The organism is Parerythrobacter lacustris (assembly GCF_024626475.1).
GTDB lineage: Bacteria > Pseudomonadota > Alphaproteobacteria > Sphingomonadales > Sphingomonadaceae > Parerythrobacter_A > Parerythrobacter_A lacustris.
Map to the genome: position 1 here is coordinate 439846 of NZ_JANKHH010000001.1, position 24178 is coordinate 464023.

Consider the following 24178-nt stretch of genomic DNA (forward strand, 5'->3'; position numbering starts at 1 on the left):
TTTACCCGTTCAAGGGCGGGCGATCAGCCATCGTCAATCGCCATCAGGCTGCGCAATTTCAACAATGCTTGCGCTTTAAGCTGATGGACCCGCGGAATGCTCACGCCTAGCACGGAGGCAATCTCCGTGAGGTTCAGCTCCTCGACGAAATATAGCTGAAGTACGAGTTGGAGACGTTCGGGCAATTGTTCCATCGCTTGCCCCAACCGGTGATTCTCCCCCAGTTCGCTCAAAACGGCGAAGGGATCGGGCAGGTCGGTGGCAAACGACACGCTGCATTCGTCGTAGCATTCGTCGATCGACTTGAGTCGGACATTGTCAGACAGGACGTCATCGAGTTCAGCCAGCGGGATTCCCATTGCCTGGGCGAGTTCAGCACCTGCCGGATCGCGACCTTCCCGCTGGTAAAACTCGCTCGCCAGCCGTTCAGCCTGCTTCCGGCGTTTCGCCGCGTTGCGACTGCACGACATCTGCTTGCGGATGAGGTCGAACATGGCTCCGCGAACGCGAATCTTGGCATATGCGGCAAAGCCGTCTTCCGACGGCCCGGCATGGTTTCGCGCGCATTCGGTCAGGGCGAGGTATCCGGCCTGCATCAGGTCCTCGACTTCCATCCCGTCGCGGCCCGCTCCGTGAATGTGCCAGGCGGCTCTGCGAACCATGGGGGTGAAGCGTCGCACCCGATCGGCAACCGTGTCATGCGCCCGATAGGCAGTCGCCGCAGTAAACTGCGTATGATCATGTTTCATGCGGCAAGTGCCTCCGTCACTGACAGGGCCGGGGCTTGTGTGCTTCCAATGACGCCAAGAACTTCGACCGGCTGACCGGCAGGTAACTCAGCGATCGAGAGCACGAGGCAAGAAGGTATCCGCTGGCGCAGCAGCGTGGCGAGTGCGCGGCGCGCGGGGGGCTGCACGATCAGGGCGAGGCCCCGCAGCCCGTCGTGTTCGGCAACGAACGCGCCTACGCTTTCGCTGATCATCCGCGCGCAATCGGGTTCGATTGCTGGCTGCCCGGTCAGCGGGTCCCTGAGGCCACCCAGAATTGCGCCTTCAAGCCCTGCATCCAGGGTTAGCACGCCCAACGGTCGATCCGGCGGGCAGATTTGACCGACAAGCCAACCGCCCAGATCGGCACGAATGTGGTCAATCAAGGCATCGAAGTCTTTGGTCGATTGCAGGCCGATGGCCAGACTGGCGAGTATCGGCAGGGGGTGGGAAAGGCTGATTCCATCGGCCAGCAGCGCGCGAAGCAGGCGGGTGACGGCCGCCAGCGAAAGAGGTTCGGGATAGATCGCCTTGACCAGCTCGGGTGCCCGTTCTTGCACGGACTCTAGCAGCGCGCGCACTTCTTCCGGGCCCAGCAATTCGTCACCGCGGCCTTGCAGGAGTTGGTTGAGGTGCGTGGCGACCACGGTGTCTGCCGGTACGGTCAGGAAGCCCTCCGCCACCGCGTGGTTGCGCTCGGAGGGCGGAATCCACAGCGCCGGACAGCCGAAGCTGGGATCCCGGGTCGGTTCGCCGGTTACCCCGTGGCCCTCGTTCACCTCGCCTGTATCGATCGCCAGCAGGGCGTCGGGACGGGCCTCGGCGCGCGCGAGTTCGACACCGCCCAGCAGCAGACGGTAGGCGTTGGCTGGCAGGTCGAGCGAATCCCTGATCCGGAATTGCGGCACGACGAAGCCGAAATTCTGGCTCAGCTGTTTGCGAACCCCGGTTACTCGCGCGACGAGCGGTGCTTCGGTGGCCTCATCGACGAGGTGCACGAGCCCGTAACCGAGCTCGAGGGTTACGAGCGTCTGATCGCTGACATCCGCGAACTCGATGGCACGGGGTTCTGTTTCGTGGGATACTAGCGGGGTCGGTGCATCGCGACCCTGCCGCTTGCCCAGCGCACGGTACAGCCAGAAGGACAGGACGGCAGCCGGGAGGAAGACCATCTGGGGCATGGCCGGCACCATCCCGATCCCGCCCAGCACAAGCGCCACCGGGAGCCAGTTTGCCGGACTTGCGAACTGCCCGCCGATCTGGCCGACCAGGTCGGCCTTGTCGTTGACACGGGTGACGATGGCAGCAGCCGCGATCGAGAGGAGCAGGGCGGGAACCTGTGCAACCAGAGCATCGCCTATGGCGAGCGTGACATAGGTTTGCGCCGCTTCGCCGGCACTCAGCCCGTGGCTGAGCATGCCCAGCGCGAATCCGGCAATGACATTGATTCCAAGGATAAGGAGAGCGGCGATGGCATCGCCTTTGACGAACTTGCTGGCCCCGTCCATTGCGCCATAGAAATCCGCCTCTGTCGCCACTTCCGCCCTGCGCGTTCTGGCTTCGTCCCCGGTCATGAGGCCCGCTGCGATGTCTGCATCGATGGCCATCTGCTTTCCGGGCAGCGCATCAAGGGTGAAGCGCGCCGAGACCTCGGAGACCCGACCCGCCCCTTTGGTGATGACGATCATGTTGATGATGAGGAGGATGATGAAGACGAACAGTCCTACGGCGAAACTGCCGTCAACTAGGAAGGCCCCAAAGCTCTCGATCACCTGGCCGGCTGCCGCTCCGCCTTCATGCCCGTTGACCAGTACGACACGGGTCGAGGCAACATTGAGCGCCAAACGGAGCAAGGTTGCAAACAGCAGCACCGTAGGGAAGGCGGAAAAATCGAGCGGCTTGCGGGCGTTCAATGCGGTCATCAGGATCGCGATCGACAACGCGATGTTGAAGACGAAAAACAGATCCAGCAGGGCAGTCGGGATCGGCAGCACCATCATCGAAATGACAGCAAGAATGGCAACAGGGAGCGCCAACGGGGCGATCCCGGAAGGGAAAATCCGGTGCATCACAGTCCGAACCCTTTCAGGCGGGCATAAGCGGCGCGGACATGGTCGGCACCGGGCAGATCGGCACCGCGCGGTTGGTCGATGAGGAAGCCGTGCCGCAGCGTATCTGCCATCGATCGATGATCGGGCTGACTGCTTCGGCCGGACATGGCGCCGTAAACCCTTGGCCCGGTCGACTGCGCAATTTCAGCGAAACGGGTTCTCGGCGTAGCGACGGGGAGCGAACCTTGAATTGCCCCGGGCGGTGCATCACCCATTGCCCGGTCGACCCGGCGACGAATGACCTCCATAACCTCTGACACCGATCGTGCCGCGCCAGACCGGTCACGGAAGATCGCAGGGTTGGCGGCTGCCGCGCGAGGCAGCAACTCGACGGCGGAAGCGGCCGGGTTGCTCGCCAGCTCGGCAAGAAAGCGCGATGCACCTGCGACGCCGAGGAAATGCGCGAGATAGAGTTCGCTTGCGTCCGGGTTGCGACCGAGCACGGTCTTCAGTTCCGCCCCGTTATCGCTGGCCAATGCTCCCGCCATGAGCGACGATGCCGTCGGATCGAAGCGCAGGTCGAGGATTTGCCGGCGCATGCTCGGATCGGTGATCCGGGCTCGTCCGTCGGAAGTTTCGATGGCTTGGGCCAAAGCGCCGTATCCGAGCCGCTCGCCATGCCGATCAAGCACCGCAAGCCAGGTCTGGTCTATAAACTGAAACAGACCGGTAGCGCTCGATGTCTTCGCTTTGGCCTGCGGATCCATCCCCGATTCGAGTTGCGCCTGGGCAAGCAGGAAGCGAAAATCGACCCCCGTTTTCTCGGCCGCGCGCGAGATGGCAATGTCCGCTTGCGCCGCACCGGACGCGACGCGGGGCGGGACTGTGGCCATGATGCGGTCGGTCATCCACCGAGTTCCTTGCCGGTTGTTACCAGCTGCCAAGAAGCAAGGGGCGTGCCAGACCGGTCCCTATCGCGCAGCTTGTCCAGCTGTGAGCCGAGCTCGGCCTATCGCAGGTGGTAAAGTCCGGGCCTGTGGCGCAGGTTGTCGAGACGCGCGGCGAGGTTGGCTGAGAGCAGGTTTCGCACCCTGCGGTTGACCTCGTTTTGCCGCTTCGCCGCTTCCAGCATCGTACGGCATTCGCCGCTGGCTGCGCTTTCGACCATCACTTCCAGACTGGCGCAAATCTCCTGCTTGGCGAGGGTCGCGGCCAGCAGAGCATCGAGATCGAGTCCGGCAAGCGCTTGCCGTTCGGCATCCAGGACGGCAAGCATATGCCGCAGATGACTGGCGAGCTGGTTATCGTCGCTCATTGCCCGTCGCTCAACATCAGGCGGGCCGCGATGATGGCATCGGCTATCTTGGCCGGTATGATCGGATAGCTGCCCTCGCGCAAGGCTTCGCGGATTTGCGCGACGCGGTCCTCTGCGACCGGAACCGGTCCTGCCGTCACGCGACCGCCGGTCTGCACCGCGAGGCCCTTGTCCGCATGAGTTCCTGCCGTGCCCGGCCGGCTCATTGCCCGATCCCCAGTCAGGTCGCGGGCGATCGCCCTGGCCGGATGGGTTGCGCCCGTTTTCGCTATGTCGTGGGGAGACATTGTCGTCGCTCCTGTGGGTTACTGATGGTAAGAACGGCGAACGAAGGCCGGTCTTAAGCCACTTGCAGCCAGATCGCTCTCAGCCGAGCGGAATGACCGCTCTCTGGGGGGTTTCGATACGGGCGCGCACGGGTTCCCGATTGCCTTCGGGGCGGATGCGGATCCAAGCGCCGATCGCGCCGTCCTCCAACGCCTCTCCCTGTTGGCTGACCGAGAATCCGCGACCCGCAACGACGATGGTGAGGACCTGTCCCTTCTCGACCACGATTTGGCCTTGGCCAGCCGACGAGGGAGCCGCCGCGCCGCGACCGGAATTGACCGGTATGAAAATGCGCCAACCGGTTCCTGTCGGGCAGGCGACCTGCACCATATCTGCCGCCCGGCCAAGCCAGGCCAGCTGGAGCGGCGCGGTGCAGCGGGCAAGGCGCAGTCGTCGATCGACCGGCTCGCGCGCTCCGCCGGGGGTCCCGACGGCAGCACCGGTGAACGCTGCGACTTCGGCATCGAGGGTGGCGGGGTCGGCGAAGTCGGTGCTCTGCGAGAGTGCGGGGGCGGCCGCTGCGATTAGCGTGCAAGCGACCAGTACGGATGGGCGGCCGATCATGGGACAAGCTCCTTCGAGGGTTCAAGGCTTGCCTTTCTTACGCAAATCTTGTGCCATTTGCGGATCGGCATCGTGGGCGAAGGCGACATAGACACCAGCTTGCGAACCGGGCTGCAGGATCACCCGCGGTTCTGTCCCTTTCGCAATTGCTTCCGCTTCCAGCGCTTCCATCCGTCGTGCAATCGTCTGACGCTCGCCGGGCCCGAATACACCGGTGATCGTCAGCTGCTCTCCGGCGGCTGGCGAGTGGCGGGAGAGGAAGGTGGATAGCGACGGCGCTCCCGGGCCGTCGACGTAGATCTCCGACGCCACGCCCAATGCCGGCAGATCAGCCAGATCGATCGGCTCCAGCGATTTCTGGATCGGGCTGGAAGCTATCGCACCGCTGGTGACGATAAACAGGATCAGCGACAAATCGGCCAGCGAGACCAGCCAGCCGTGCGAGCCAGGGCCAGCGGGCATCACGCCACGCGCTCCAGCAGAGGGTCTGCTCGCGGTGGCGGACACGATTCGGCCAGTTGCCCGGCGAGCCAGTCGATCAGCCGTTGCCGCTCCTCTTCCTCTTCTTCTTGGCGTCGCTCGATCAACCGTGCGAGCGGCGACAGGACGAGGTTGGCGAGCAGCAAGCCGTAGAGCGTGGTGAGAATGGCCATCGCCACGCTCGAGACCAGCTGCACCGTGGATGCATCGTCCATCCGCATCTGGGTCAAGGCGAACAGGGTTCCTGCCATGCCGAACACCGGGGCAAGTTCGGTCGCGAGCCAGATCGGGCGCATGGCAGCCTCGCGTTGCTGGACCCGTTCGGCGCGGCAGTGTTCATGTTCCTCCAGCAGCGCCTTCAGCGAGCGGGAATGCACCAGCGCGGCGGTGACCCGGGCGATCTCGCTGTCCGAGGTGCGGCAGGTCTGGCCGCGCAGGATGCCATCGTGGCGCATGTCCTCGACGCATCCGGCGATCTCCGCGCGGACCTTTCGGAAGTTGAACCGGGGGGTGAACAGATTGGCGATCGATATGGCTGCGGCGGTGAGTTCGCGCCAGCCACTACCGAGCACGGTTGCAGCCAGCGTGCCGCCCAGCACGATTGCCGCGCCGGTGCCATCCCACAGTGATCCGAGATCCATCGCCAAGCTCCTTCTTCGCTGCCCAGAACGACCCCGGCGGCGGGATTTTCAGCGGCAAGGGATCAGCGGCGAGGATTTGCAGGCCTGCGGCAACTGCTTGCCACCCGAAGCGTCCGCGCCGCCTGCTTCCGCCCTGGAAGACCAAACTGGCACGCTGCTTGCTGAACGCCATGGGCACAGGACGGCAGACCCGTCCGAGCTTTAAGGACGAGGCCCATGAGCGAAAGACTGTTCGGCATCCATGGCGCGGCGCTGGAATTGCGCTCGCAGCGTATGGGGTTGCTCACCTCCAACATCGCCAATGCCGCAACGCCGGGCTACCGGGCGCGCGATATCGATTTCAACGCGGCGCTCGCCGCCCGGCTGGGCGGGGCGCAGCAGGGCGAGGCGGTCGAGCTTGCCACCCGCTACCGCGTGCCGACCATGGCCAGTCTCGACGGCAACACGGTCGAGCTGGCGAACGAACAGCTCGCCTTCGCGCAAAACGCGGTTGCCTATTCCGCCACGCTCAGTTTCGTCGCCTCGCGGGTGCAGACCGTGACCCGTGCGCTCAAGGGAGAATAGCGATGGGCGCTCCGGTCAATCTGTTCGAAGTCGTCCAGCGCGGCATGTCCGCGCAGATGGTGCGGATGAACGCCGCCGCCAGCAACCTCGCCAACTCCGGCACGGTCGCGAGCAGCGAAGCCGAAGCCTATCGCCCGCTACGCCCGGTCTTCGCGCAGGAACTGGACAGCGCGAGCGGCCTTTCCTCGGTGCGCGTTGCCGAAGTCCGCCAGGCGGAGACCGCCGCCGTGCGCCGTCACGATCCCGACCACCCGCTTGCCGACGAAAACGGCGACGTGTGGGAAAGCGGCGTCGATGAGAACACCGAGATGGTCGAGATCATGGAGAGCGCCCGCCAGTACCAGAATCTGGTCGAGGCGATGAACACCGCAAAGCAGCTGATGCTGGACACGATCAGGAGCAAGTGATGGCCGTAGAATCCACCGGTGGCCTCGCCGCCAATCTGCAGGCGCTGAACGCGCCGGGCACCGCCGCGCGGGCCACCTCGCGAGGGGGCATGGGCGCGCTCGACCAGGGCGATTTTCTGCGCCTGATGCTCGCCCAGTTGCAGCAGCAGGACCCGCTGGAGCCGGTCGATAACAAGGACATGCTGGCGCAGATGGCGCAGTTCACCGCGCTCGCCGGCAGCACCGAAACCAACCAGACGCTGGCCGACATCTCGGCCAAGCTCGACGCGCTGATCGCGGCCCAGAAATCCGCCCAGCCCACTACCTGAGGAGCAAGCCCGATGACATCCTTTTACACTTCGCTGAACGGCCTCAAGAATTCGCAGACCGATCTCAGCACCATCGCGCACAACATCGCCAATGCCGAAACCACCGGCTTCAAGAAAAGCAATGTCGAATTCGCCGATATCGTCGCCAACGGATCGGCCGCAAACCCGCGGATGACGCAGGGCATCGGCGCGACGGTGGCGGGGATCAACCAGAACTTCAGCCTGGGCTCGATCGAACAGACCGGGCGCAGCCTCGACATCGCGATCGACGGCGACGGCTTCTTCACCACCCGCAACCCGGAAAACGGCCAGGTGCTCTACACCCGCAACGGCAGCTTCCAGATCGACTCGGTCGGCAACGTCACAGATTTCGCGGCCAAGAACCTGCAGATGTTCGCGGTCGATGCGAGCGGGGCGGTGGTCAATGCCGGGACCACGGTCGATGCCGTGGTCCCGACCACCAACGGTGCCGGTTCGGAACTCGCCAGTATCACCATCGAGAAGAACGGGCTGATCAACGCCGCTTATGCCGACGGGAGCACCCAGGCGATCGGCCGGGTGGCGCTGGCGACATTCGTTGCGCCGACCGGGCTGCGGCCGGTGGGTTCGACCAACTGGGAAGCGACCGGATATTCCGGCAGCGCGACCTACGAACTGCCGGGCAACGGCCGCAATGGGCAGTTGCTGGCAGGCGCGCTCGAGCGTTCGAACGTCGATCTGGCGGAAGAAATGGTCGGGCTGATCACCGCGCAGCGTAATTTCCAGGCCAACGCCAAGGCGATCGATACCGCCACCCAGTTCTCGCAGACCATCATCAACCTGCGCAGCTGACCGGCACGACTGAGGGAGGCCCGCTATGGACCGGATGATCTACACCGCGCTGACCGGCATGGATGCCGCAATGACGCGCCAGCGCGCCATCGCCAGCAATCTTGCCAACGCCAGCACACCCGGCTTCCGCGCCGAGACTTTTGCCACCGTGCCGACACACCTGCCGGGCGGAGCGCTCGACGTGCGCGGCTATGCACAAGGGGCGGTCCGCGGGGTCGATCTCGGTGCGGGCACCATGGTGCAGACCGGGCGCGCGCTCGACATAGCCGTGGCGGGCGAAGCGCTGATCGCCTTCCAAGGCGAAAACGGCGAGGAGGTCTATTCGCGCCGGGGCGACTTTTCGATCGATTCCGCAGGGCGGTTGGTCAACGGCGAAAATCTGCAGGCGATGGGGCTGAACGGCCCGGTCGCCGTGCCGCCCGGTTGGGAGGTCATTCTCGGCAGCGACGGTAATGTCTACGCCGCCGATCCCGCCGCGCCCGATGCGCCGCCGACCGAAGTCGGGCGGATCAAGCTCGCCAGCCCCGCCGGAAGCGCGGTGGTCAAGGGGCTCGACAACCAGCTGCGGGTGCAAGGCGGCGGGGTGTTGCCCGCCGATCCGACCGCAGAAATCACCAGCGGCGCGCTCGAAGGCAGCAATGTCGATGCGAGCGGCACGCTGGTCGACATGATCGAAGCGCAGCGCAGCTTCGAACAGCGCGCAAAGCTCATCTCCACCGCTGAGAAGCTCGACCAGTCGAGCGCCAGCCTGATGTCGCTCGGATAACCGAAAAAGGACCCGACCCATGCCCACTTCAGCCCTTCACGTCGCCCGCACCGGGCTCGAAGCGCAGGATACCCGTATGCGGGTGATCGCGCACAACCTCGCCAATATCGGTACCACCGGCTTCAAGCGCGACCGCGCCAATTTCGAGACGCTGTCCTACGACGACGCGCGGGTGGCCGGGCAACGCTCGACCGGCGAGACCGCCTATGCCATCGGCCTCAACCTCGGCACCGGGGTCTCGGTGCAGGGCACCACGCGGATCGATACGCAGGGGACGCTGACCACCACCGGCAATTCGCTCGACCTCGCGCTTGACGGCAACGGCTTCTTCCAGGTCGAACTGCCGGGCGGGCAGACCGCCTATACCCGGGCCGGGAACTTCACCCTGTCCGCCGAGGGTACGCTGGTCACCGCGCAGGGCTATGCCCTGCAACCAGCGATCCAGGTGCCCGCCGGAGCGCAGTCGATCGCGGTCGGGCCGGACGGCACGGTCACTGCGATCATCGACGGCGATGCGGCACCAGCAGAACTCGGCCAGATCAACATCGCAAGCTTCGTCAATCCGGCCGGCCTTCAGGCCACGGGCGACAATCTGCTGCTCGAAACCGCCGCCAGCGGCGCGGCCGACACCGGCGTCGCCGGGCAGAATGGCCGCGGCCAGATCCGCCAGGGCATGCTGGAGGCGTCCAATGTCAATGTGGTGGAGGAGCTGGTCGAGATGATCGAGGCGCAGCGCGCCTACGAGATCAATTCCAAGATGGTCAGCGCGGTCGACGAGATGCTGCGCAACGCCAACCAGACGCTGTGAGAGACATCATGAAACGCGCTCTCCTCGCTCCGCTGGCGTTGCTCGCCCTCTCCGGTTGCGGCCTCGAAGGCGGCAAGCCGGCCACCGGCTTCGCCGCCGCCCTGCCCCCTGCGCCGCCCGAATTCGCACCGCGCAACGGAGCGATCTTGCAGGTCGCGCAGGGCTATGCCGCGCTGCACGAGGGCACCCGCGCGCGCCGCGTGGGCGATGTGGTGACGGTGCTGCTGGTCGAGAACCTCAACGCAGGCAAGTCCGCCAGCGCCAACACCGCGCGCGACGGATCGGCCGGGTTGACTCCGCCGAGCGCCGGTCCGCTGTCGTTCCTCAACCCCGACGCCCTTAATGCCGAGGCACAATCGTCGTTCAAGGGGCAGGGCAGTGCGAACCAGCGCAGCACGCTCAACGGCACGATCGCGGTGACGATTGCGGAAGTGCGCCCCAACGGAACCGCGCGCGTGGTCGGAGAACGGCAGATGCAACTGAGCCAGGGCGATGAATGGGTGCAGTTCTCCGGCATCTTGCGGCTGGCCGATGTCGACGTGGACAACCGCGTCATCTCCAGCCGGATCGCCGATGCGCAGATCATCTATGGCGGGAAGGGCGCGATCCAGCAGGCCAGCCGACCGGGCTGGCTGAGCCGCTTCTTCAACATGGTAAGCCCGTTTTGAGGAGCGATGCGATGCGCCGGATAATCTCGTTTCTCACTCTCGCCCTGCTGGCGCTGCTGGCGGCGGTGCCCGCCCATGCCGAGCGCATTCGCGATCTCGGCAGCTTCGACGGCGTGCGCCCGAACCAGCTCACCGGATACGGAATCGTGGTCGGGCTCGACGGCACGGGGGACGACAATTTCGAATATGTGACGCAAGCGATGCGCGGGGTGTCGGGCCGGCTGGGCCTGACACTGCCGCCGGGCGTCTCGCCGGGGCTGAAGAACGCCGCCGCGGTCATCATCACCGCCGAACTGCCCGCCTTCGCCAAGCCGGGCCAGACGATCGACGTGACGGTTTCGACCATCGGCCGCGCCAAATCGCTGCGTGGCGGATCGCTGGTGCTCGCGCCGCTCTATGGCGCGGACGGCAAGATCTACGGCATGGCGCAGGGTAACCTCGCGGTCGGCGGGCTTGGCGTGTCGGGGCGGGACGGATCGAAGGTGACGGTCAATGTGCCGACCGTGGGCCGGATCGCCGACGGGGCGACGGTCGAACTGGCGGTCGCGACCGGGTTCGACAGCGAACAGGAACTGCGCTTCAACCTTCACAACGCCGATTTCCAGACCGCTTCGCGGGTGCGCGACGCGATCAACGCGCGCTATCCCGGCTCCGCGCGGGTGATCGACGGGGTCACGCTGGCCATCGTCATGCCCTTCGGCAGCGATCTGCGGGCCGAGATGATCGCCGGGATCGAGATGATCGAGGTCCGCCCCGCCGAAACCCCCGCCCGGGTGATCGTCAATGCGCGGACCGGCACGGTGGTGATCAATTCCGCGGTGCGGCTCGCGCCCGCGGCGATCAGCCACGGACGGCTGGTGGTGCGGATCGAAGAATCCCCGGTCGTGATCCAGCCAGCGCCGCTGAGCCGCGGACAGACCGCAGTGGAGCAATCCACCACCATCACAATCGAACAGGCCGAAGATCGCGTCGCGCTGATGCCGGGCGGGGCGAACCTGTCCGAAGTGGTCGATGCGCTCAACATGCTCGGGGTCGGTGCGGGGGACCTGGTGGTCATCCTCGAAGCCCTCAAGCAGGCGGGTGCGCTGCAGGCCGAGATGGTGATCCTGTGACCGCGATTTCCGCCTCTGCAGGGCCCTTGAGCCTCGCTGCCCAGGCCGCCGATCCGCGCGAGCAATTGCGCAGCGCGGCGCAGGCGTTCGAGGCGATCTTCCTGCGCCAGCTGCTCGCCAGCGCGCGCGCGACCGATTTCGGCGGCGAGCCATTGCTCGGCGGCCCGGGCCTCGAACAATTCGAAGCCATGCGCGACGAACGCTTCGCCGACATCGCCTCGCAACAGGGCATGTTCGGCCTCGCCGAAGCGATCGAGCGGCAACTCGCCGCTTTCGTGGGAGATACGCCATGAGCGCCAACCTCCTGCTGATCGGCAAGAGCGGGGCGATGGCGGCGCGCGCCGCGCTCGATCTCACCGCGCAGAACATCGCCAATGCCGGCAATCCCGACTACGCGCGGCGCACGCTGTCGATGGCGGAAGTGGCGGCCAAGGGCGGTATCACCATGCAGCAGGACGTCGGCCTGTCCGGCGTGCGCCCCGACCGCGTGCTGCGATCGGATTCGCTGTTCCTGCACAACGAGGCGCGGCGGACATCGGGCGATGTTGCCCGCGCGGACGCCGAACTCGCCGGGCTGACCAATGCCGAAACTTCGATCGAACAGGCGGGGATCTACACCGCCATCGTCGATTTCGAAGCCAGCCTCTCGCGGCTTGCGGCCGACCCGCTCGACGGCGCGCTGCGCAGCGCGGTGGTCGAGGGGGGCGACCGGCTGGCGCAGACCTTCCGGATTGCAGGCAACGGGCTCGACATCGCTGAGGCGGATTTGCGCTTCAATGCCGATGCGGGGGTCGAACAGCTCAACCTGCTATCGGGGGAACTCGCGCGCACCAACGCCGGGATCGCCCGCGCGCGGCCCGGCAGCAGCAATATGGCGGCACTGTTCGACCAGCGCGATGCGCTGCTGCGCGATATGGCACAGCTGGCGGGTGTGAGGACCCAGCTCGATGCGATGGGCCGTGCCGCAGTGAGCCTCGACGGTCAGCCGCTGGTGACGGGGGTCGACAGCTTCGCGCTGGCCGTTGCCGCCAATCCCGATGGCACGCTGGGCTTTACCGTCGGCGGCACGGCGGTGGAACTCGACGCGGGCAGCCTGCTCGGCGCGTCGCAGGCGCTGCGCGGGATCGCCGAGCTGCGCACCCAGCTGGATGGCCTCACAGCGCAAGTGATCAATCTCGCCAATACCGCGCAGGCCAATGGCATCGCGCCCGACGGGACACAGGGGCAACCGTTCTTCTCCGGCAGCGGCGCGTCGGATATCGCGCTGGCGCTGACTGGCGGCAACCAAATCGCAACGGCGCCCGCAGGCTCCGGTGTAGACAGCCGCAATATCGGCAATCTCCAAGCCCTGCGCGATGCGCTGGCGGTCAACGGCCCTGCGTCCAGCGCGGACACGCTGCTGTTCAACCTCTCAAGCGCGATCGGATCGCGCACCATCACCCGCGATGCCCTGCGCACGATCGCCGACTCCGCCGGGGTCGCGCTCAGCGCCGAGACCGGGGTCGACCTCGACCGCGAGGCGACCGAACTGCTGCGCTACCAGCAGGCGTTTCAAGCCAATGGTCGGGTGATCCAGGCGGCGGCGGATATCTTCGACACCATTCTGGGGATCGGGCGATGATCACGACCGGCAATTCGACTCAGGCCTTCTATGGCCGCTCGCAGCTGTTCATGGGCGGCCTGCGCGCCGAGGCGGAGAGCCTGCAACGGCAGGTTTCTACCGGAGAGCGGATCGCGCGCTCGTCCGACGATCCGGTTGCGGCCTCTCGCCTGCGCGCACTTGCGCGGCACGAGGCGCTGGGCAGCATCGATGCCGGCAAGGCGCGGCGGGTCGATGAGGATCTGCAACTCACTACCAACGCCTTGCAATCGGTGGCGGACGATCTCATCCGTGCGCGCGAGCTGACGCTCTGGGCGAGCAGCGAGACCACCGGGGCGACAGAACACGCGGCGATCGCGACCGAGCTCGAACAATTGCGCGAACGCATCTTCGCCACCGCCAATGCGCTCGACAGCGGCGGGCGTCCGCTGTTTGGCGGTACTTCGGGAACCGTCGCTTATCAGAAGGATGCGGCCGGAACCGTCACCTATGCCGGAACCGCATCGCCCGGTGAGATCGATCTCGGGCAGGGCCAGAGCATAACCCGCGGCTTTGCCGGGCCGGACATATTCGAATTCACATCCGGCGGCGCGCCCGCCGATGTCTTCGGCTCCCTCGCAGCGCTGGCCTCGGCTTTGCGCGGCGGAGCGGCCGACCCGTCGCAGGCGGCGCAGGATGCGCTGGCCCGGCTCGACGACGCACTCGGCTCGGTCACCCGCGCACAGACTGTCTCCGGTGCGCGCTCGGCCTGGCTGGAGGTGGTGCAGGACCGCCAGATCGACCAGTCGCTCGTGCGCAACCAGCAGATGGCCGATGCAGGCGGTGTCGATCTGACCAGCGCCATCGCCCGCCTGCAGCAGGTGCTGACCGTGCTGGAAGCGAGTCAGGCCAGCTTTGCGCGCGTCGCCAGCCTCTCCCTTTTCGAGCGGATCTGATCCGCCAACCGCTCATCGATCGGAAAGCCCAAAATGTTCGCAATCATCGGTATCGTCATCCTGCTGGTTATGGTGTTCGGCGGCTTCGCGCTGACCGGCGGTGCGCTGGGGCCGGTGATGGAGGCCGTGCCGCATGAGATGCTGATCATCGGCGGCGCTGCCATCGGGGCAACGGTGACGGGCAATTCAATGCACGAGCTCAAGCTGCTCGGCGGCGGGCTGAAGAAGGTGTTCAAGGGCCCGCGCTATTCGGACCAGGACCATGTCGATGCCATCGCGCTGACCAGCCGGCTGATGAAGATGCTCAAGACAGAGGGTCCGGTGGCGATGGAAGCCCATGTCACCAATCCACAAGATTCCGCAGTCTTCGCCGAGTATCCCAACCTGCTGGCAGACAAGGGCCTGACCGACCTGATTGCCGACACGCTGACGCTGATCGTCGTCTCCTCCGGCTCGCTCGATACCCATGCGGTAGAGGACGTGATGGACAACACGATCAAGACCCGCCTGCACGAACTGGACGAGCCCGCGCATGCCTTGCAACAACTCGCCGACGCGCTCCCTGCGTTGGGCATTGTCGCCGCCGTGCTCGGGGTGGTGAAAACCATGGGGTCGATCGACGAGCCCCCCTCGGTGCTCGGCGGAATGATCGGCTCTGCGCTGGTCGGGACCTTTCTCGGCGTGCTGCTCGCCTATGGCATCGTCGGGCCGCTCGCGGGAAGGCTCAAGCAGGTCAATACGCACGATGCGCAGATACTCCATTCGGTGAAGCAAGTGATCATCGCCTCCTTGCGCGGCTATCCGCAGCCGCTGGTGGTGGAGAGTGCGCGTTCGGGCTTGCCGCCCGCGCATCGACCCTCGCTCACCGAGCTGCTCGATACGCTGCGGGGCAAGTAAGTGGCCAGCGCTGCGCCCCTGCTCGCTGCGGATGAAGAGACACTTCCGCCGGTCGCGCCGATCATCGTGAAGAAGATCACTATCGAGGCCGGGGGGCACCATGGTGGGGCGTGGAAGGTGGCCTATGCCGACTTCGTGACCGCAATGATGGCGTTCTTCCTCCTGCTGTGGTTGCTGGGTGCAACGACGGAAGACCAGCGCAAGGGGCTGGCCGACTACTTCACGCCCACCCTCGTGCATACGCGCGAAGAATCGGCAGGGTCGGCGGAAGGCCTGCTGGGCGGCTCGTCGCTGACCGATGTGGACAATTATCCGCATGCTGCGGGACAGACCGGAACCCGGGCGATCACGATCCCGCGCGGGGCCAAGGGCGGTCCGCTCGAAGGCGGGGTCGAAGAGCGGGAAAAGCGTCGGGCAGAAATCGCACAGCGGATCGAACAGAAGCTCGAAGCCGCCGCGCGGTTGAGGCGTCTCACAAGCCAGGTGCGGGTCATGCGCACGCCCGAGGGCGTCAGGATCGATCTGGTCGACGATGCCGATTTCTCCATGTTCCACCTGTCGAGCACCGTGCTGGTGCCCGAGGCGCGCGAGCTGCTGGCAATCATCGCGGGCACTCTGGCAGAGCAGGAAGGTCAGCTCATCGTGCGCGGCCATACCGATGCGCTGCCATGGCGCGGCGGTGAAGGCGGGGGCCCAAGAGCCAACAACTGGTCGCTCTCGACCGGTCGTGCCGAAGCCACCCGGCAGGAATTGCTGCGCAACGCCATCGCGGAACAGCGCTTCGACCGGATCGAGGGCGTCGCCGACCGCGAACTGCTGGTGCGTGACGATCCGTCCGATCCGCGCAACCGGCGGATCTCGATCCTGCTGCTGGGTTAGGGCGCCGCTGCGCGGCCCTGCCCTACTGTAGCCTTCCGGCGCCCCTCCGTCAGAAGCAGGGCAGCACGTTCGCTTCAAACGCGCAGGATACGTCGACGCCGCCCTGAGGCCGAGTGGATATCCGGCACCGAACCAACACGATGCAGTTCCATTTGCGCGGCGCAGATCTAGGCGCGAACGGACATGCCTCCGCATCGTGCGATTCGCATAGCGTGCGCGGCCATCTCGCTCTTCCAAAGAGATTGGGTCCGGACTTCGCTTATTGCATCGACTGATTTGCCGGGCAGCCGAGCGTGCGCCATTGTCGCGATCATAGCGAAATCCGGCAAAGCGAGTGGGCAAGGGATCGAGGCACGGGTCGCCGCACCAAGGGCTGCATTGCCGATTCTTCCTCCCGGTGCCGAGTGGCTTTGGGCGAGCACGGCGACTTATCTCGCGAGCGTCGATCAAATCGGCAGCGATGCCGTGACTTTGCGCCCTTGGCCGGACCCGCCCAGTTGCGCGCCCCCCCCCCNCCTCGGGAAGCGCCACGCGCTCCCCGCTGTTCAGAGGGATCAGCGCAGCAACGAGAGAACGTTCTGCTGGCTCTGGTTGGCCTGTGCCAGCATCGCGGTCGATGCCTGGCTCAGGATCTGCGCCTTGGCGAGCGCGGTCGTTTCGGCCGAGTAGTCGGTGTCGACGATCCGCGAACGTGCATCGCTGAGGTTGGTCGAATTGGTGGTCAGGTTGTTGATCGCCGATTCGAGCCGGTTCTGGCCGGCACCCAGCGTGGCGCGGGTGGCGCTGATGTCGTCGAGCGCATTGTCGACATTGGTGATGGTGGTCGCCGCTGCCGTGGTGGAAGTGACGTCGAGTGCCGTGGCGGTCAGGTTCGTGCCGTCGATACCGACACTGGTGAGATCGACCGTGTTGGTCGCGTCGGTCGCGATGGTCACGGTGACGTCGGTGCCCGCCGTGGTGCTGAACAGCGTCACGCCGTTGAACTCGGTGTTGGCGAGAATGTCGCTGATCTGCGCCTGCAGCTCGTCCACTTCGGCATCCATGTAGCCGCGGTCGGAAGCCGAGTAGGTCTCCGTCTTCGACTGGACCGCCAGTTCACGCACGCGCTGCAGCATGTTGCTGACCTCGTCGAGCGCGCCTTCCGCCGTCTGCGCCAGCGCGATGCCGTCGTTGGCGTTGCGCACGCCCTGTTTCATCGCACGGATGTCGGCGGTCATGGTGGTCGAGATGGCGAGGCCTGCGGCGTCGTCCTTGGCGCCGTTGATGCGCTTGCCGGTCGACAGGCGTTCCATGGCGACGGCCTGCATGCGATCGGCCATGCTCGAAGCATTGGAAGCGCGCAGGGCGCTGATGTTGGTATTGATAACGGCCATGATGGGTCTCCTGGTTGAATTCAGACTGGTCTGTGTCGCTGCCGGCCTGGGCAATGGACCATGCCGGTTGACACCCCAAAGAGCGGCCAGAGGATCGCGGGTTTAAGGGCAATGAAAGCGAGGCAAGTGGCCGGAAGATAGGTACTTCTACCCGGTATTAACTTTAGCCTTCCTTGGCCGCTCGTGGGCCATTTCCCCCTTGAAACATGGTTTACGGGGGTCATCCGATGGTACGGGCAAACAGCACCGATGCGGCACGGAAAAAACATTCCGGATTGGTGGAATACGCCGGGGCCATGCTCGCCAACTGGCCGGATGACAGCGAGATCGCCCTGGTGGATGCCGGGGCCGGACCGCCTTCCCCTCGTGGAGGACGGGCGATCGCATTGCGCCGCGCCGAATGCGGATCGATCGGGCGACAAGCCGATGGCCGGTATCTCCTGTGCTACGCTAAGAGCGACGAAACAGCCGCCCGGGCCGCGCTGGTTGCTGCCTGCGCGCACAATGGCATGCCGGTTGCCGCCGATACCGGCACGCTCGCCATGCTCACCCTTGCCGCCCGCGTGGCGCAGAGCAATATTCCGGTGCTGGTCGAAGGACCGACCGGGACGGGCAAGGAAGTTCTCGCCCGGTTCCTCCATCGGGCGAGCGGACGGGCCGAGGCTCCGTTCGTAGCGGTCAATTGCGCCGCCATGCCCGAGGCCATGCTCGAAGCGATGCTGTTCGGCCACCGCAAGGGTGCCTTTACCGGTGCCAGCGAGGCGGCCGAAGGCTTCTTTCGCGCAGCGCACGGCGGCACCCTGTTGCTCGACGAACTGGGCGAGATGCCGCTGGCGCTGCAAGCCAAGCTTCTGCGCGCCTTGCAGGAGGGCGAGGTCGTGCCCCTGGGCGCGACCCAGCCGGTCAAGGTGGATGTGCGGGTGATTGCCTGCACCAACCGCAGCCTGCCCGACGAAGTGGCTGCAGGCCGCTTCCGGGAAGATCTATATTATCGCCTCGCGGTCTTTCCGCTCCGGCTCGATGCCTTGCGCGAACGGCGCGACGATATCGCCCCGCTCGCCTTCGCCATGCTGCTGCGCCACGCGGAGATGAAGCAAGGTCCGCGCTGGATCGTGGCGGACGCGCTGTCCGCGCTCGAAGGGCACAGCTGGCCGGGCAATGTGCGCGAACTGGAGAATGTGATCCGCCGCGCGCTGGTGCTGGCCGGTACGGCGGAGCGGATCGAGGCCGAACATATCGTTTTCGACCGCCCCGTGGCCACCGTCGAGCAGGGTGAAGCCCCCGCCGCGATCGGCGACGGCAAGCTGCATGCCATCGCCCGCCATTCCGAGGCGAGGGCGATCCTGGATACGCTCGACCGGCATGACGGTAATCGGCTGGCGACGGCGCGATCGCTCGGGATATCCGAACGCACGCTGCGCTACCGTCTCGCCTCGATGCGCGAGTCCGGCATGCTGGCCGCAGGAGGTGCGCGATGAGCGTGATCCCGCCCGCCGGCAGTGCCGGAGCCTTGCAGCAGGTGCTCGCACTGCGCCAACAGGTGCTGCAGCAGTCCGACGCCCTGCGCGGCCTGCGCGAGGCCGGGGCGACCGACGCCGCCGGACAGACCGCCTCCGCGCCCGCCGGTGGCGGCTTTGCCGATACGCTGCGCTCGACGCTCGAACAAGTGAACCAGGTCCAGGCGAAATCGGCCGACATCACCGCCGCTTACGAACGCGGCGAAGTGACCGATGTCGCGCAGGTGATGCTGGCGCGGCAGGAATCGAGCGTCGCCTTCGAGGCAACCCTGCAGGTGCGCAACAAGCTGCTCAGCGCGTATCAGGAAATCATGCGGATGGGGGTCTGATAGATGGCCGAGTCCACCGCCCTTGCCCCGTCGCGGCTCGATGGAGGCGACCGCCTGTCCCTGTCCGATATGGGCGACAGTTTCGGTTCGCGCTTGCAGGGCCTGGCCGCGCAGCCTGCGATCCGGCGCGCACTGCCCGCGCTTGCGGGGGTCGGCCTGCTGGCGGGCGCAGCCGTGCTCTACCTCGCGCTGGCGAGCGAGCCGCAACGCGTGCTCTACACGACCCTTTCGGATGGCGAACGCGCTGCGGTGGTCAGCTCGCTGGAAACCGCCGGGATCGCGTTCGAGATCGACCCGGCAACGGGCATGCTGTCGGTGCCCGAAGACGAACTCTACCGCGCGCGCATGGTGGTCGCGGCGGACGGCGGGCTGGTGAGCCCGGACAATTCGATCGAACTGCTCGATTCCATCCCCTTGGGTTCGAGCCGGACCCTTGAAGGGGAACGCCTGCGCAATGTGCGCGAGCAGGAACTGGTGCGGACGATCGAGGAAATCGACAGCGTCGAGAGCGCGCGGGTCCATCTCGCTTCGCCCGAACGATCGGTCTTCGTGCGGGAGAATGTCGCCCCGAGCGCATCGGTGATGCTGCGGCTCGCGCGCGGACGCAGCCTGTCTCCCGACCAGGTCGCTGCGATCGTCAACCTCGTCGCCGGCTCGGTGCCCGGCCTCTCGGTCGCCGATGTGCGGGTGGCGGACCAGCACGGCCGGTTGCTTTCTCAGACGGGAGGCGGAGCAGGCGATCATCTGGAACTGCAGCGGGCGTTCGAAGACAAGCTGCAATTGCAGGTGTCGCAATTGCTCACCCCGCTGGTCGGGGCAGAGAACTTCTCCAGCCAGGTGCAGGTCGAACTCGACATGGCCGAGGTGACCAGCGCACGCGAAAGCTATGATGACAGCGGTGTGGTCCGGTCCGAAAGCCAGAGCTCGTCGAGCCAGGGCGGGGAGACGCTGGCAGGCGGCATCCCCGGCGCGACCAGTAACACGCCGCCGCCGGGTGCGACGCTCGAACAGGGCGCGCCGCAAGGTGGCCAGCCGAACGACTCCGCCAATCCGCAGTCGGGTCAGGAAAGCGCCCAGCGCGTTTATGAGGTTGGCCGCGAGGTCGCGGTCTCGTCGACCCGGCCGGGCGGTGTGCGGCGCATTACGGTGGCCGTCGTGCTCAGCGCCAAGGCCGTTCAGGCGATCAAGCCCGCCACTGCGGCCCAGGTGCGCGAACTGGTCGAATCGGCTGTCGGAGCGAGCCTCGAGCGCGGCGACAAGGTGACGGTCATCGCCGGCGCATTCGACCCGGTAAAGGAAGAGGAGACGCCGTTCTACCAGACCGGCTGGTTCGACATGGCGATCCGCTATGGTTCGGGGCTGCTGGCGGTCCTCCTCGCCCTGCTGCTCGGGGTCCGTCCGATCCTCAAGGCGCTGCGCCGGGAGCGTGCGACCGATGAGGATGCGGACAACAGCAATGGCGAGCCCATAGCCGAAGCCGACGAACAGGCCGCAGCCGGTGCAACGCCCGTCTCGGCTCAGCAGACCGATCTGGGCGAGCAGGTCGACCTTGCCCGCCGCCTTGCGGCCGAACAGCCCGAGCGTGCCGTGGTGGCATTGAAGCGGATGCTGGCTACTCCGGCCGAAGGGCGCGGCGCATGACTGCCTCCGCCCAGCTCTGCAACGCCGATCGCGCGGCTGTCATTCTGATGCTGATGGACGACGAGGAGGCGGTCGACCTTCTCGGGCGTCTGGAGCCGGAAGAATTGCAGCTGATCGGCCAGAAGATGGTCGCGCTGGGCGATGTCGGTCCGGAGCGGATCGCGGGTGCGATCGAAGGCTTCGTCCGGCTGGCAGACGACAGGACCCTCCCGGCGCAAGACCGCCCGGCGCAGCTGCGCGAGCGGATGAACCGCGCGCTGGGCGAGGTGAAGGCCGAATCGATGATGCAGCGTATCGGCACCGAGGAGCGGGCGCGCTCGCTGGAGATTGCGCGCTGGCTCGCGCCCTCGGTGCTGGTCGGGCTGGTCGAGGGCGAGCACCCCCAGGCCATCGCCGTTCTGCTGTTGCTGCTGGAGGCCGAACCCGCGGCGGAACTTCTCTCGCTGCTGCCACCAGCACTGCAACCCGATCTCGTCGAACGGATCGCGCGGATGCGGCAGGTGTCCGGACTGGCCCTTGAGTTGCTCGAAGAAGTTCTGACCGAACGGATATCCCGCAAGTTCGGCCGCGCCGCGATCGAGCTGGGCGGCGCGCGCGAGGCTGCCGAGCTGATCAACCTCTCTGCTCGCCCGGTCGGGGCGACGGTCATGCCGGCGATCGCAGGCAGGGACGCCGCGCTCGCCAAGGCGATCGAAGCGGAGATGTTCACCTTCGAGATGCTGTTCGCTCTCGATGCCATGGCGATGGGGCGCCTGCTGCGCGATGTCGAGAACGAGGTTCTGGTCGATGCGATGAAGGGGCTCGAGGAAGAGCAGCGCGAGCCGTTCTTCGCCGCCATGTCCAGCCGCGCGGCGGACGGGGTGCGCGACGAAATCGAAATGCGCGGCCGTGTGAAGCGGGAAGATGTCGTGCGGGCCCAAACGGCGATCATCGCCATCGCGCGCCGCCTGGCGGACGATGGCGAAATCAGTCTCGGAGCGGACGATGGCGAGTTCGTTTGAATCGCTTTTCGGCGGTACCGCTGCGCTGGACGCATCCCGCTCGCCTGCTCCGGCAACGGGTGCATGGTTCGCACGGATTGCGGACGATCAGACATTTCGCCCGCTCGCCCATTTTGGACAGCGGAGCGCTACCGCCGCGACCCCTGCCGCTCCCGATCCCATCGACGCCGTCACTGCCGACGCCTTGGCCGACGCGGAAGCGCGCGGCAGACAAGCGGCGTTGGCGGAAATGGCGAACGAGGGAGCGGCAAGGGCGGCCCTGAAGCTGTCGCTCCAGCGGCTCGACGACAATCTGCAGGAGGAACTCGGTCTCCGCATTGCCGAGACGGTCGCCGCCCTGTGCGAACATACAATCGCGCCGCTCGCAATCGACCGGTCGGCCTTGCGGGCGCGCGGCCTTGCTGCAGCCGCGCTGCTGCGCGAGGGAATCGAAGCAACCTGCCTGCGCTTGCATCCCGACGATATACCGCTGCTCGATGAAGACTTCGCTGCCCGCTGGCCGATCGAGGCCGATGCGCGGCTCGAGCGCGGCACCCTCCAGTTCGATACCGCCGAAGGGGCGGTGCGCGACGGGCCGGCGGAATGGCGCGCGGCTCTGCATGAGGCGCTCGGACTGTGCTGAGCCTGCTCGAAGGGGAGCTGGCGCGGATGCGCAGCGCGGCGAGCGCGCTCGATTTCGCGCCCAGGCGTCTCGGCCGGATCGTCAGCTGCGACGGCGGGCTGATCGGCGTCTCGGGGCTCGATGCGCCGATCGGGACCCTGTGCCGGGCGGAAGCAGCGCCGGGTCATGAGGCTCCGGCGGCCGAAGTGATCGGATTTCGCGGAGGATTGAGCCTGATGATGTTGCTGGGCGACACGGTGCGCCTGCAACCGGGCGCACTGGTCCGAGCCGAAGGCCATCCGGGCATCGTGCGGGTCGGTGAAGATTTCCTCGGCCGCGCGGTCGATGCGCTGGGGCGACCGATCGACGGTCTCGCGCCGCTGAAGGCAAGCCAGGAATGGCCGCTGGACGGGGTGCGCGAAATGACGCTCGACCGGGCGTCGGTGATCGAGCCATTCGACTGCGGCATCCGCGCGATCAATGCGCTGGCAACGCTCGGGGTCGGCCAGCGGGTCGGAATCATCGCCGGATCGGGCGTGGGCAAGTCGACCCTGCTCGACATGGTGCTGCGAGGATCGGAATGCGACATCGTCGTCGTCGGCCTGATCGGCGAGCGTGCGCGCGAGGTTTCCGATTTCATCGGTCGGCATATGCGCGGGGAGCGCCGCCGCCGGACCGTCCTTGTCGCGGTTCCCTCCGACCACGCGGCAAACCTGCGGCTGCGCGGCGCGCAGTTCGCCACCTCGCTGGCCGAATATTACCGGGCGCAGGGCAAGCGCGTGCTGCTGGTGCTCGATAGCCTCACCCGCGTGGCGCACGCCGCGCGCGAGCTGGCGCTGTCGCTGGGTGAAACCGGCGCATGGCGCGGCTACCCCCCTTCATCGCTGGCGGTGCTGACAAAGCTGATCGAGCGTGCCGGGAATTCGCACCGCAGCGGCGGATCGATCACCGGGATCTACTCGGTGCTGGCGGACGGTGATGACCAGACAGACCCGGTGGTCGATACGGCGCGCGCAATCCTCGACGGGCATATTGTGCTCAGCCGCGAAATCGCCCGGCGCGGCCGCTACCCGGCATTCGATATGCCCGCATCGCTCAGCCGGGTAATGGCCGATCTGGTCGATCCGGACCATCGCCGCAACGCCGATGCTTTGCGCGCGCTGATTGCCGCGCACGAGAGTAACCGCGACCTGCTGATGATGGGGGCCTATCGCGCCGGAAGCGATCCGCTGCTCGACCGCGCGCTCGCCCTGCAGGGGCCGATCGAGGCCTTTCTGTCACAGGAACAGTTCGACCGGATTTCATTGGGCGAAAGCGTCGCGACGATGGCCGGGATCATGGAGACAACCGATGCCGCGCCGTAAGCTCGAGCTGCTCGAACGCCTAGCGCGGCTGCAGAAGGTCGAGCGTCTATGTGCCGCTACGCAAGCCGCCGAGGCGCAGGCGGTCCATCGCAAACTGGAAGCGCTCCATCTGCGCAGCACTGCGGTCGCGAGCGGCATCGGCGCATGGCGTTTGGCGATGAGCGGCGACGACTTCGCCCGCCAAGTCACTTTCGCCGGCGGGGTGCAGCGGATCTGCAGCGCAACCGCCGAGGAATCGCGCAAGGCCGAGCGCGAAGCGCAAGATGCGCTGGTCACGCTGCGCCAGGCCGAGCGGCGTCACGACCTGGTCGGCGAGCAGGTCGCGGCGCAGCAATCCCGGATCGCCACCATCGTCGAGGTCCGCGAAGTGACCGGTCTGGCACGAAACTTGAAGAGCCGCTGACATGTCCAGCCGAACCACAAGGGGTGCAG

General features: G+C 66.3%; 29 protein-coding genes. 20 read left to right on the plus strand and 9 right to left on the minus strand.

Annotation, left to right across the window (positions count from 1 at the left end):
• Positions 1 to 23: 23 nt before the first annotated feature.
• From NSO95_RS02245 to NSO95_RS02280, 8 genes are all read right to left on the minus strand, one after another.
• Positions 24 to 749, minus strand: a complete 726-nt coding sequence (locus NSO95_RS02245; RefSeq protein WP_257594511.1) for a sigma-70 family RNA polymerase sigma factor — start codon at positions 747 to 749, stop codon at positions 24 to 26.
• Positions 746 to 2836 carry a flagellar biosynthesis protein FlhA gene (locus tag NSO95_RS02250; RefSeq protein ID WP_257594512.1) on the minus strand — a complete coding sequence of 697 codons (2091 nt, stop codon included), beginning with the start codon at positions 2834 to 2836 and terminating at the stop codon, positions 746 to 748. Before NSO95_RS02250 ends, NSO95_RS02245 begins: the two co-directional genes overlap by 4 nt.
• Positions 2836 to 3726, minus strand: a complete 891-nt coding sequence (locus tag NSO95_RS02255) for a transglycosylase SLT domain-containing protein (protein WP_257594513.1) — start codon at positions 3724 to 3726, stop codon at positions 2836 to 2838. The genes NSO95_RS02250 and NSO95_RS02255 overlap by 1 nt, the downstream gene beginning before the upstream one ends.
• A gap of 101 nt (positions 3727 to 3827) precedes the next feature.
• A complete protein-coding gene (locus NSO95_RS02260; protein ID WP_257594514.1) occupies positions 3828 to 4133 on the minus strand; it encodes a flagellar protein FlgN in 306 nt (101 codons plus the stop codon).
• Positions 4130 to 4420 carry a flagellar biosynthesis anti-sigma factor FlgM gene (locus tag NSO95_RS02265; RefSeq protein WP_257594515.1) on the minus strand — a complete coding sequence of 97 codons (291 nt, stop codon included), beginning with the start codon at positions 4418 to 4420 and terminating at the stop codon, positions 4130 to 4132. Before NSO95_RS02265 ends, NSO95_RS02260 begins: the two co-directional genes overlap by 4 nt.
• A gap of 79 nt (positions 4421 to 4499) precedes the next feature.
• Positions 4500 to 5024 (minus strand): flagella basal body P-ring formation protein FlgA, encoded by a 525-nt coding sequence (locus tag NSO95_RS02270; protein ID WP_257594516.1) that lies wholly within the window; start codon positions 5022 to 5024, stop codon positions 4500 to 4502.
• A gap of 21 nt (positions 5025 to 5045) precedes the next feature.
• Positions 5046 to 5486 carry a hypothetical protein gene (locus NSO95_RS02275; RefSeq protein ID WP_257594517.1) on the minus strand — a complete coding sequence of 147 codons (441 nt, stop codon included), beginning with the start codon at positions 5484 to 5486 and terminating at the stop codon, positions 5046 to 5048.
• Positions 5486 to 6145 carry a MotA/TolQ/ExbB proton channel family protein gene (locus tag NSO95_RS02280; RefSeq protein WP_257594518.1) on the minus strand — a complete coding sequence of 220 codons (660 nt, stop codon included), beginning with the start codon at positions 6143 to 6145 and terminating at the stop codon, positions 5486 to 5488. Before NSO95_RS02280 ends, NSO95_RS02275 begins: the two co-directional genes overlap by 1 nt.
• A gap of 216 nt (positions 6146 to 6361) precedes the next feature.
• Between NSO95_RS02280 and flgB the strand changes: the two genes are divergently transcribed.
• From flgB to NSO95_RS02345, 13 genes are read left to right on the plus strand one after another with little or no spacing between them, the layout of a single operon-like run.
• Positions 6362 to 6709: a flagellar basal body rod protein FlgB gene (gene flgB / locus NSO95_RS02285; RefSeq protein ID WP_257594519.1), complete on the plus strand. Its 348-nt coding sequence runs from the start codon at positions 6362 to 6364 to the stop codon at positions 6707 to 6709.
• A 2-nt stretch (positions 6710 to 6711) separates the two neighbouring features.
• Positions 6712 to 7116, plus strand: coding sequence for a flagellar basal body rod protein FlgC (gene flgC, locus NSO95_RS02290; protein ID WP_257594520.1), 405 nt, complete (start codon positions 6712 to 6714; stop codon positions 7114 to 7116).
• On the plus strand, positions 7116 to 7424 hold the full coding sequence (locus NSO95_RS02295; protein WP_257594521.1) for a flagellar hook assembly protein FlgD: 309 nt from the start codon (positions 7116 to 7118) through the stop codon (positions 7422 to 7424). Before flgC ends, NSO95_RS02295 begins: the two co-directional genes overlap by 1 nt.
• 12 nt (positions 7425 to 7436) lie before the next feature.
• On the plus strand, positions 7437 to 8255 hold the full coding sequence (locus tag NSO95_RS02300) for a flagellar hook-basal body protein (protein WP_257594522.1): 819 nt from the start codon (positions 7437 to 7439) through the stop codon (positions 8253 to 8255).
• A gap of 25 nt (positions 8256 to 8280) precedes the next feature.
• Positions 8281 to 9021 (plus strand): flagellar basal body rod protein FlgF, encoded by a 741-nt coding sequence (locus NSO95_RS02305; RefSeq protein WP_257594523.1) that lies wholly within the window; start codon positions 8281 to 8283, stop codon positions 9019 to 9021.
• A gap of 19 nt (positions 9022 to 9040) precedes the next feature.
• A complete protein-coding gene (flgG, locus tag NSO95_RS02310; RefSeq protein WP_257594524.1) occupies positions 9041 to 9829 on the plus strand; it encodes a flagellar basal-body rod protein FlgG in 789 nt (262 codons plus the stop codon).
• Positions 9830 to 9837: 8 nt separating this feature from the next.
• Entirely contained in the window at positions 9838 to 10497 is a 660-nt protein-coding gene (locus tag NSO95_RS02315) for a flagellar basal body L-ring protein FlgH (RefSeq protein ID WP_257594525.1), read from the plus strand.
• Positions 10498 to 10508: 11 nt separating this feature from the next.
• A complete protein-coding gene (locus NSO95_RS02320; RefSeq protein ID WP_257594526.1) occupies positions 10509 to 11609 on the plus strand; it encodes a flagellar basal body P-ring protein FlgI in 1101 nt (366 codons plus the stop codon).
• A 26-nt stretch (positions 11610 to 11635) separates the two neighbouring features.
• The gene (locus tag NSO95_RS02325) at positions 11636 to 11902 is read left to right on the plus strand and encodes a rod-binding protein (RefSeq protein ID WP_257594527.1); all 267 of its coding nucleotides are present in this window, start codon (positions 11636 to 11638) and stop codon (positions 11900 to 11902) included.
• The gene (gene flgK / locus NSO95_RS02330) at positions 11899 to 13230 is read left to right on the plus strand and encodes a flagellar hook-associated protein FlgK (protein WP_257594528.1); all 1332 of its coding nucleotides are present in this window, start codon (positions 11899 to 11901) and stop codon (positions 13228 to 13230) included. The genes NSO95_RS02325 and flgK overlap by 4 nt, the downstream gene beginning before the upstream one ends.
• Positions 13227 to 14144: a flagellin N-terminal helical domain-containing protein gene (locus NSO95_RS02335; RefSeq protein WP_257594529.1), complete on the plus strand. Its 918-nt coding sequence runs from the start codon at positions 13227 to 13229 to the stop codon at positions 14142 to 14144. The genes flgK and NSO95_RS02335 overlap by 4 nt, the downstream gene beginning before the upstream one ends.
• Before the next feature lie 33 nt (positions 14145 to 14177).
• Positions 14178 to 15041, plus strand: coding sequence for a flagellar motor stator protein MotA (motA, locus tag NSO95_RS02340; RefSeq protein ID WP_257594530.1), 864 nt, complete (start codon positions 14178 to 14180; stop codon positions 15039 to 15041).
• The gene (locus tag NSO95_RS02345; protein WP_257594531.1) at positions 15042 to 15920 is read left to right on the plus strand and encodes a flagellar motor protein MotB; all 879 of its coding nucleotides are present in this window, start codon (positions 15042 to 15044) and stop codon (positions 15918 to 15920) included.
• 554 nt (positions 15921 to 16474) lie between these two features.
• On the opposite strand, the gene NSO95_RS02350 is transcribed toward NSO95_RS02345, so the two are convergent.
• Entirely contained in the window at positions 16475 to 17293 is an 819-nt protein-coding gene (locus NSO95_RS02350) for a flagellin N-terminal helical domain-containing protein (protein WP_257594532.1), read from the minus strand.
• A 227-nt stretch (positions 17294 to 17520) separates the two neighbouring features.
• Here NSO95_RS02350 and NSO95_RS02355 point away from each other — a divergent pair, with 227 nt between their 5' ends.
• The 7 genes from NSO95_RS02355 to NSO95_RS02385 are packed head-to-tail and all read left to right on the plus strand — an operon-like array spanning position 17521 to position 24149.
• Positions 17521 to 18771, plus strand: a complete 1251-nt coding sequence (locus tag NSO95_RS02355; protein ID WP_257594533.1) for a sigma-54 interaction domain-containing protein — start codon at positions 17521 to 17523, stop codon at positions 18769 to 18771.
• Positions 18768 to 19139 (plus strand): flagellar hook-basal body complex protein FliE, encoded by a 372-nt coding sequence (gene fliE / locus NSO95_RS02360; protein ID WP_257594534.1) that lies wholly within the window; start codon positions 18768 to 18770, stop codon positions 19137 to 19139. Before NSO95_RS02355 ends, fliE begins: the two co-directional genes overlap by 4 nt.
• A 3-nt stretch (positions 19140 to 19142) precedes the next feature.
• Positions 19143 to 20780, plus strand: a complete 1638-nt coding sequence (fliF, locus tag NSO95_RS02365) for a flagellar basal-body MS-ring/collar protein FliF (RefSeq protein ID WP_257594535.1) — start codon at positions 19143 to 19145, stop codon at positions 20778 to 20780.
• The gene (locus NSO95_RS02370; protein ID WP_257594536.1) at positions 20777 to 21781 is read left to right on the plus strand and encodes a flagellar motor switch protein FliG; all 1005 of its coding nucleotides are present in this window, start codon (positions 20777 to 20779) and stop codon (positions 21779 to 21781) included. The genes fliF and NSO95_RS02370 overlap by 4 nt, the downstream gene beginning before the upstream one ends.
• Positions 21765 to 22403 (plus strand): FliH/SctL family protein, encoded by a 639-nt coding sequence (locus NSO95_RS02375; RefSeq protein WP_257594537.1) that lies wholly within the window; start codon positions 21765 to 21767, stop codon positions 22401 to 22403. Before NSO95_RS02370 ends, NSO95_RS02375 begins: the two co-directional genes overlap by 17 nt.
• Positions 22397 to 23746, plus strand: coding sequence for a FliI/YscN family ATPase (locus NSO95_RS02380; RefSeq protein WP_436278016.1), 1350 nt, complete (start codon positions 22397 to 22399; stop codon positions 23744 to 23746). Before NSO95_RS02375 ends, NSO95_RS02380 begins: the two co-directional genes overlap by 7 nt.
• Complete coding sequence (locus NSO95_RS02385; RefSeq protein ID WP_257594538.1) at positions 23733 to 24149, plus strand: hypothetical protein; 417 nt, start codon at positions 23733 to 23735, stop codon at positions 24147 to 24149. Before NSO95_RS02380 ends, NSO95_RS02385 begins: the two co-directional genes overlap by 14 nt.
• Positions 24150 to 24178 lie beyond the last annotated feature (29 nt).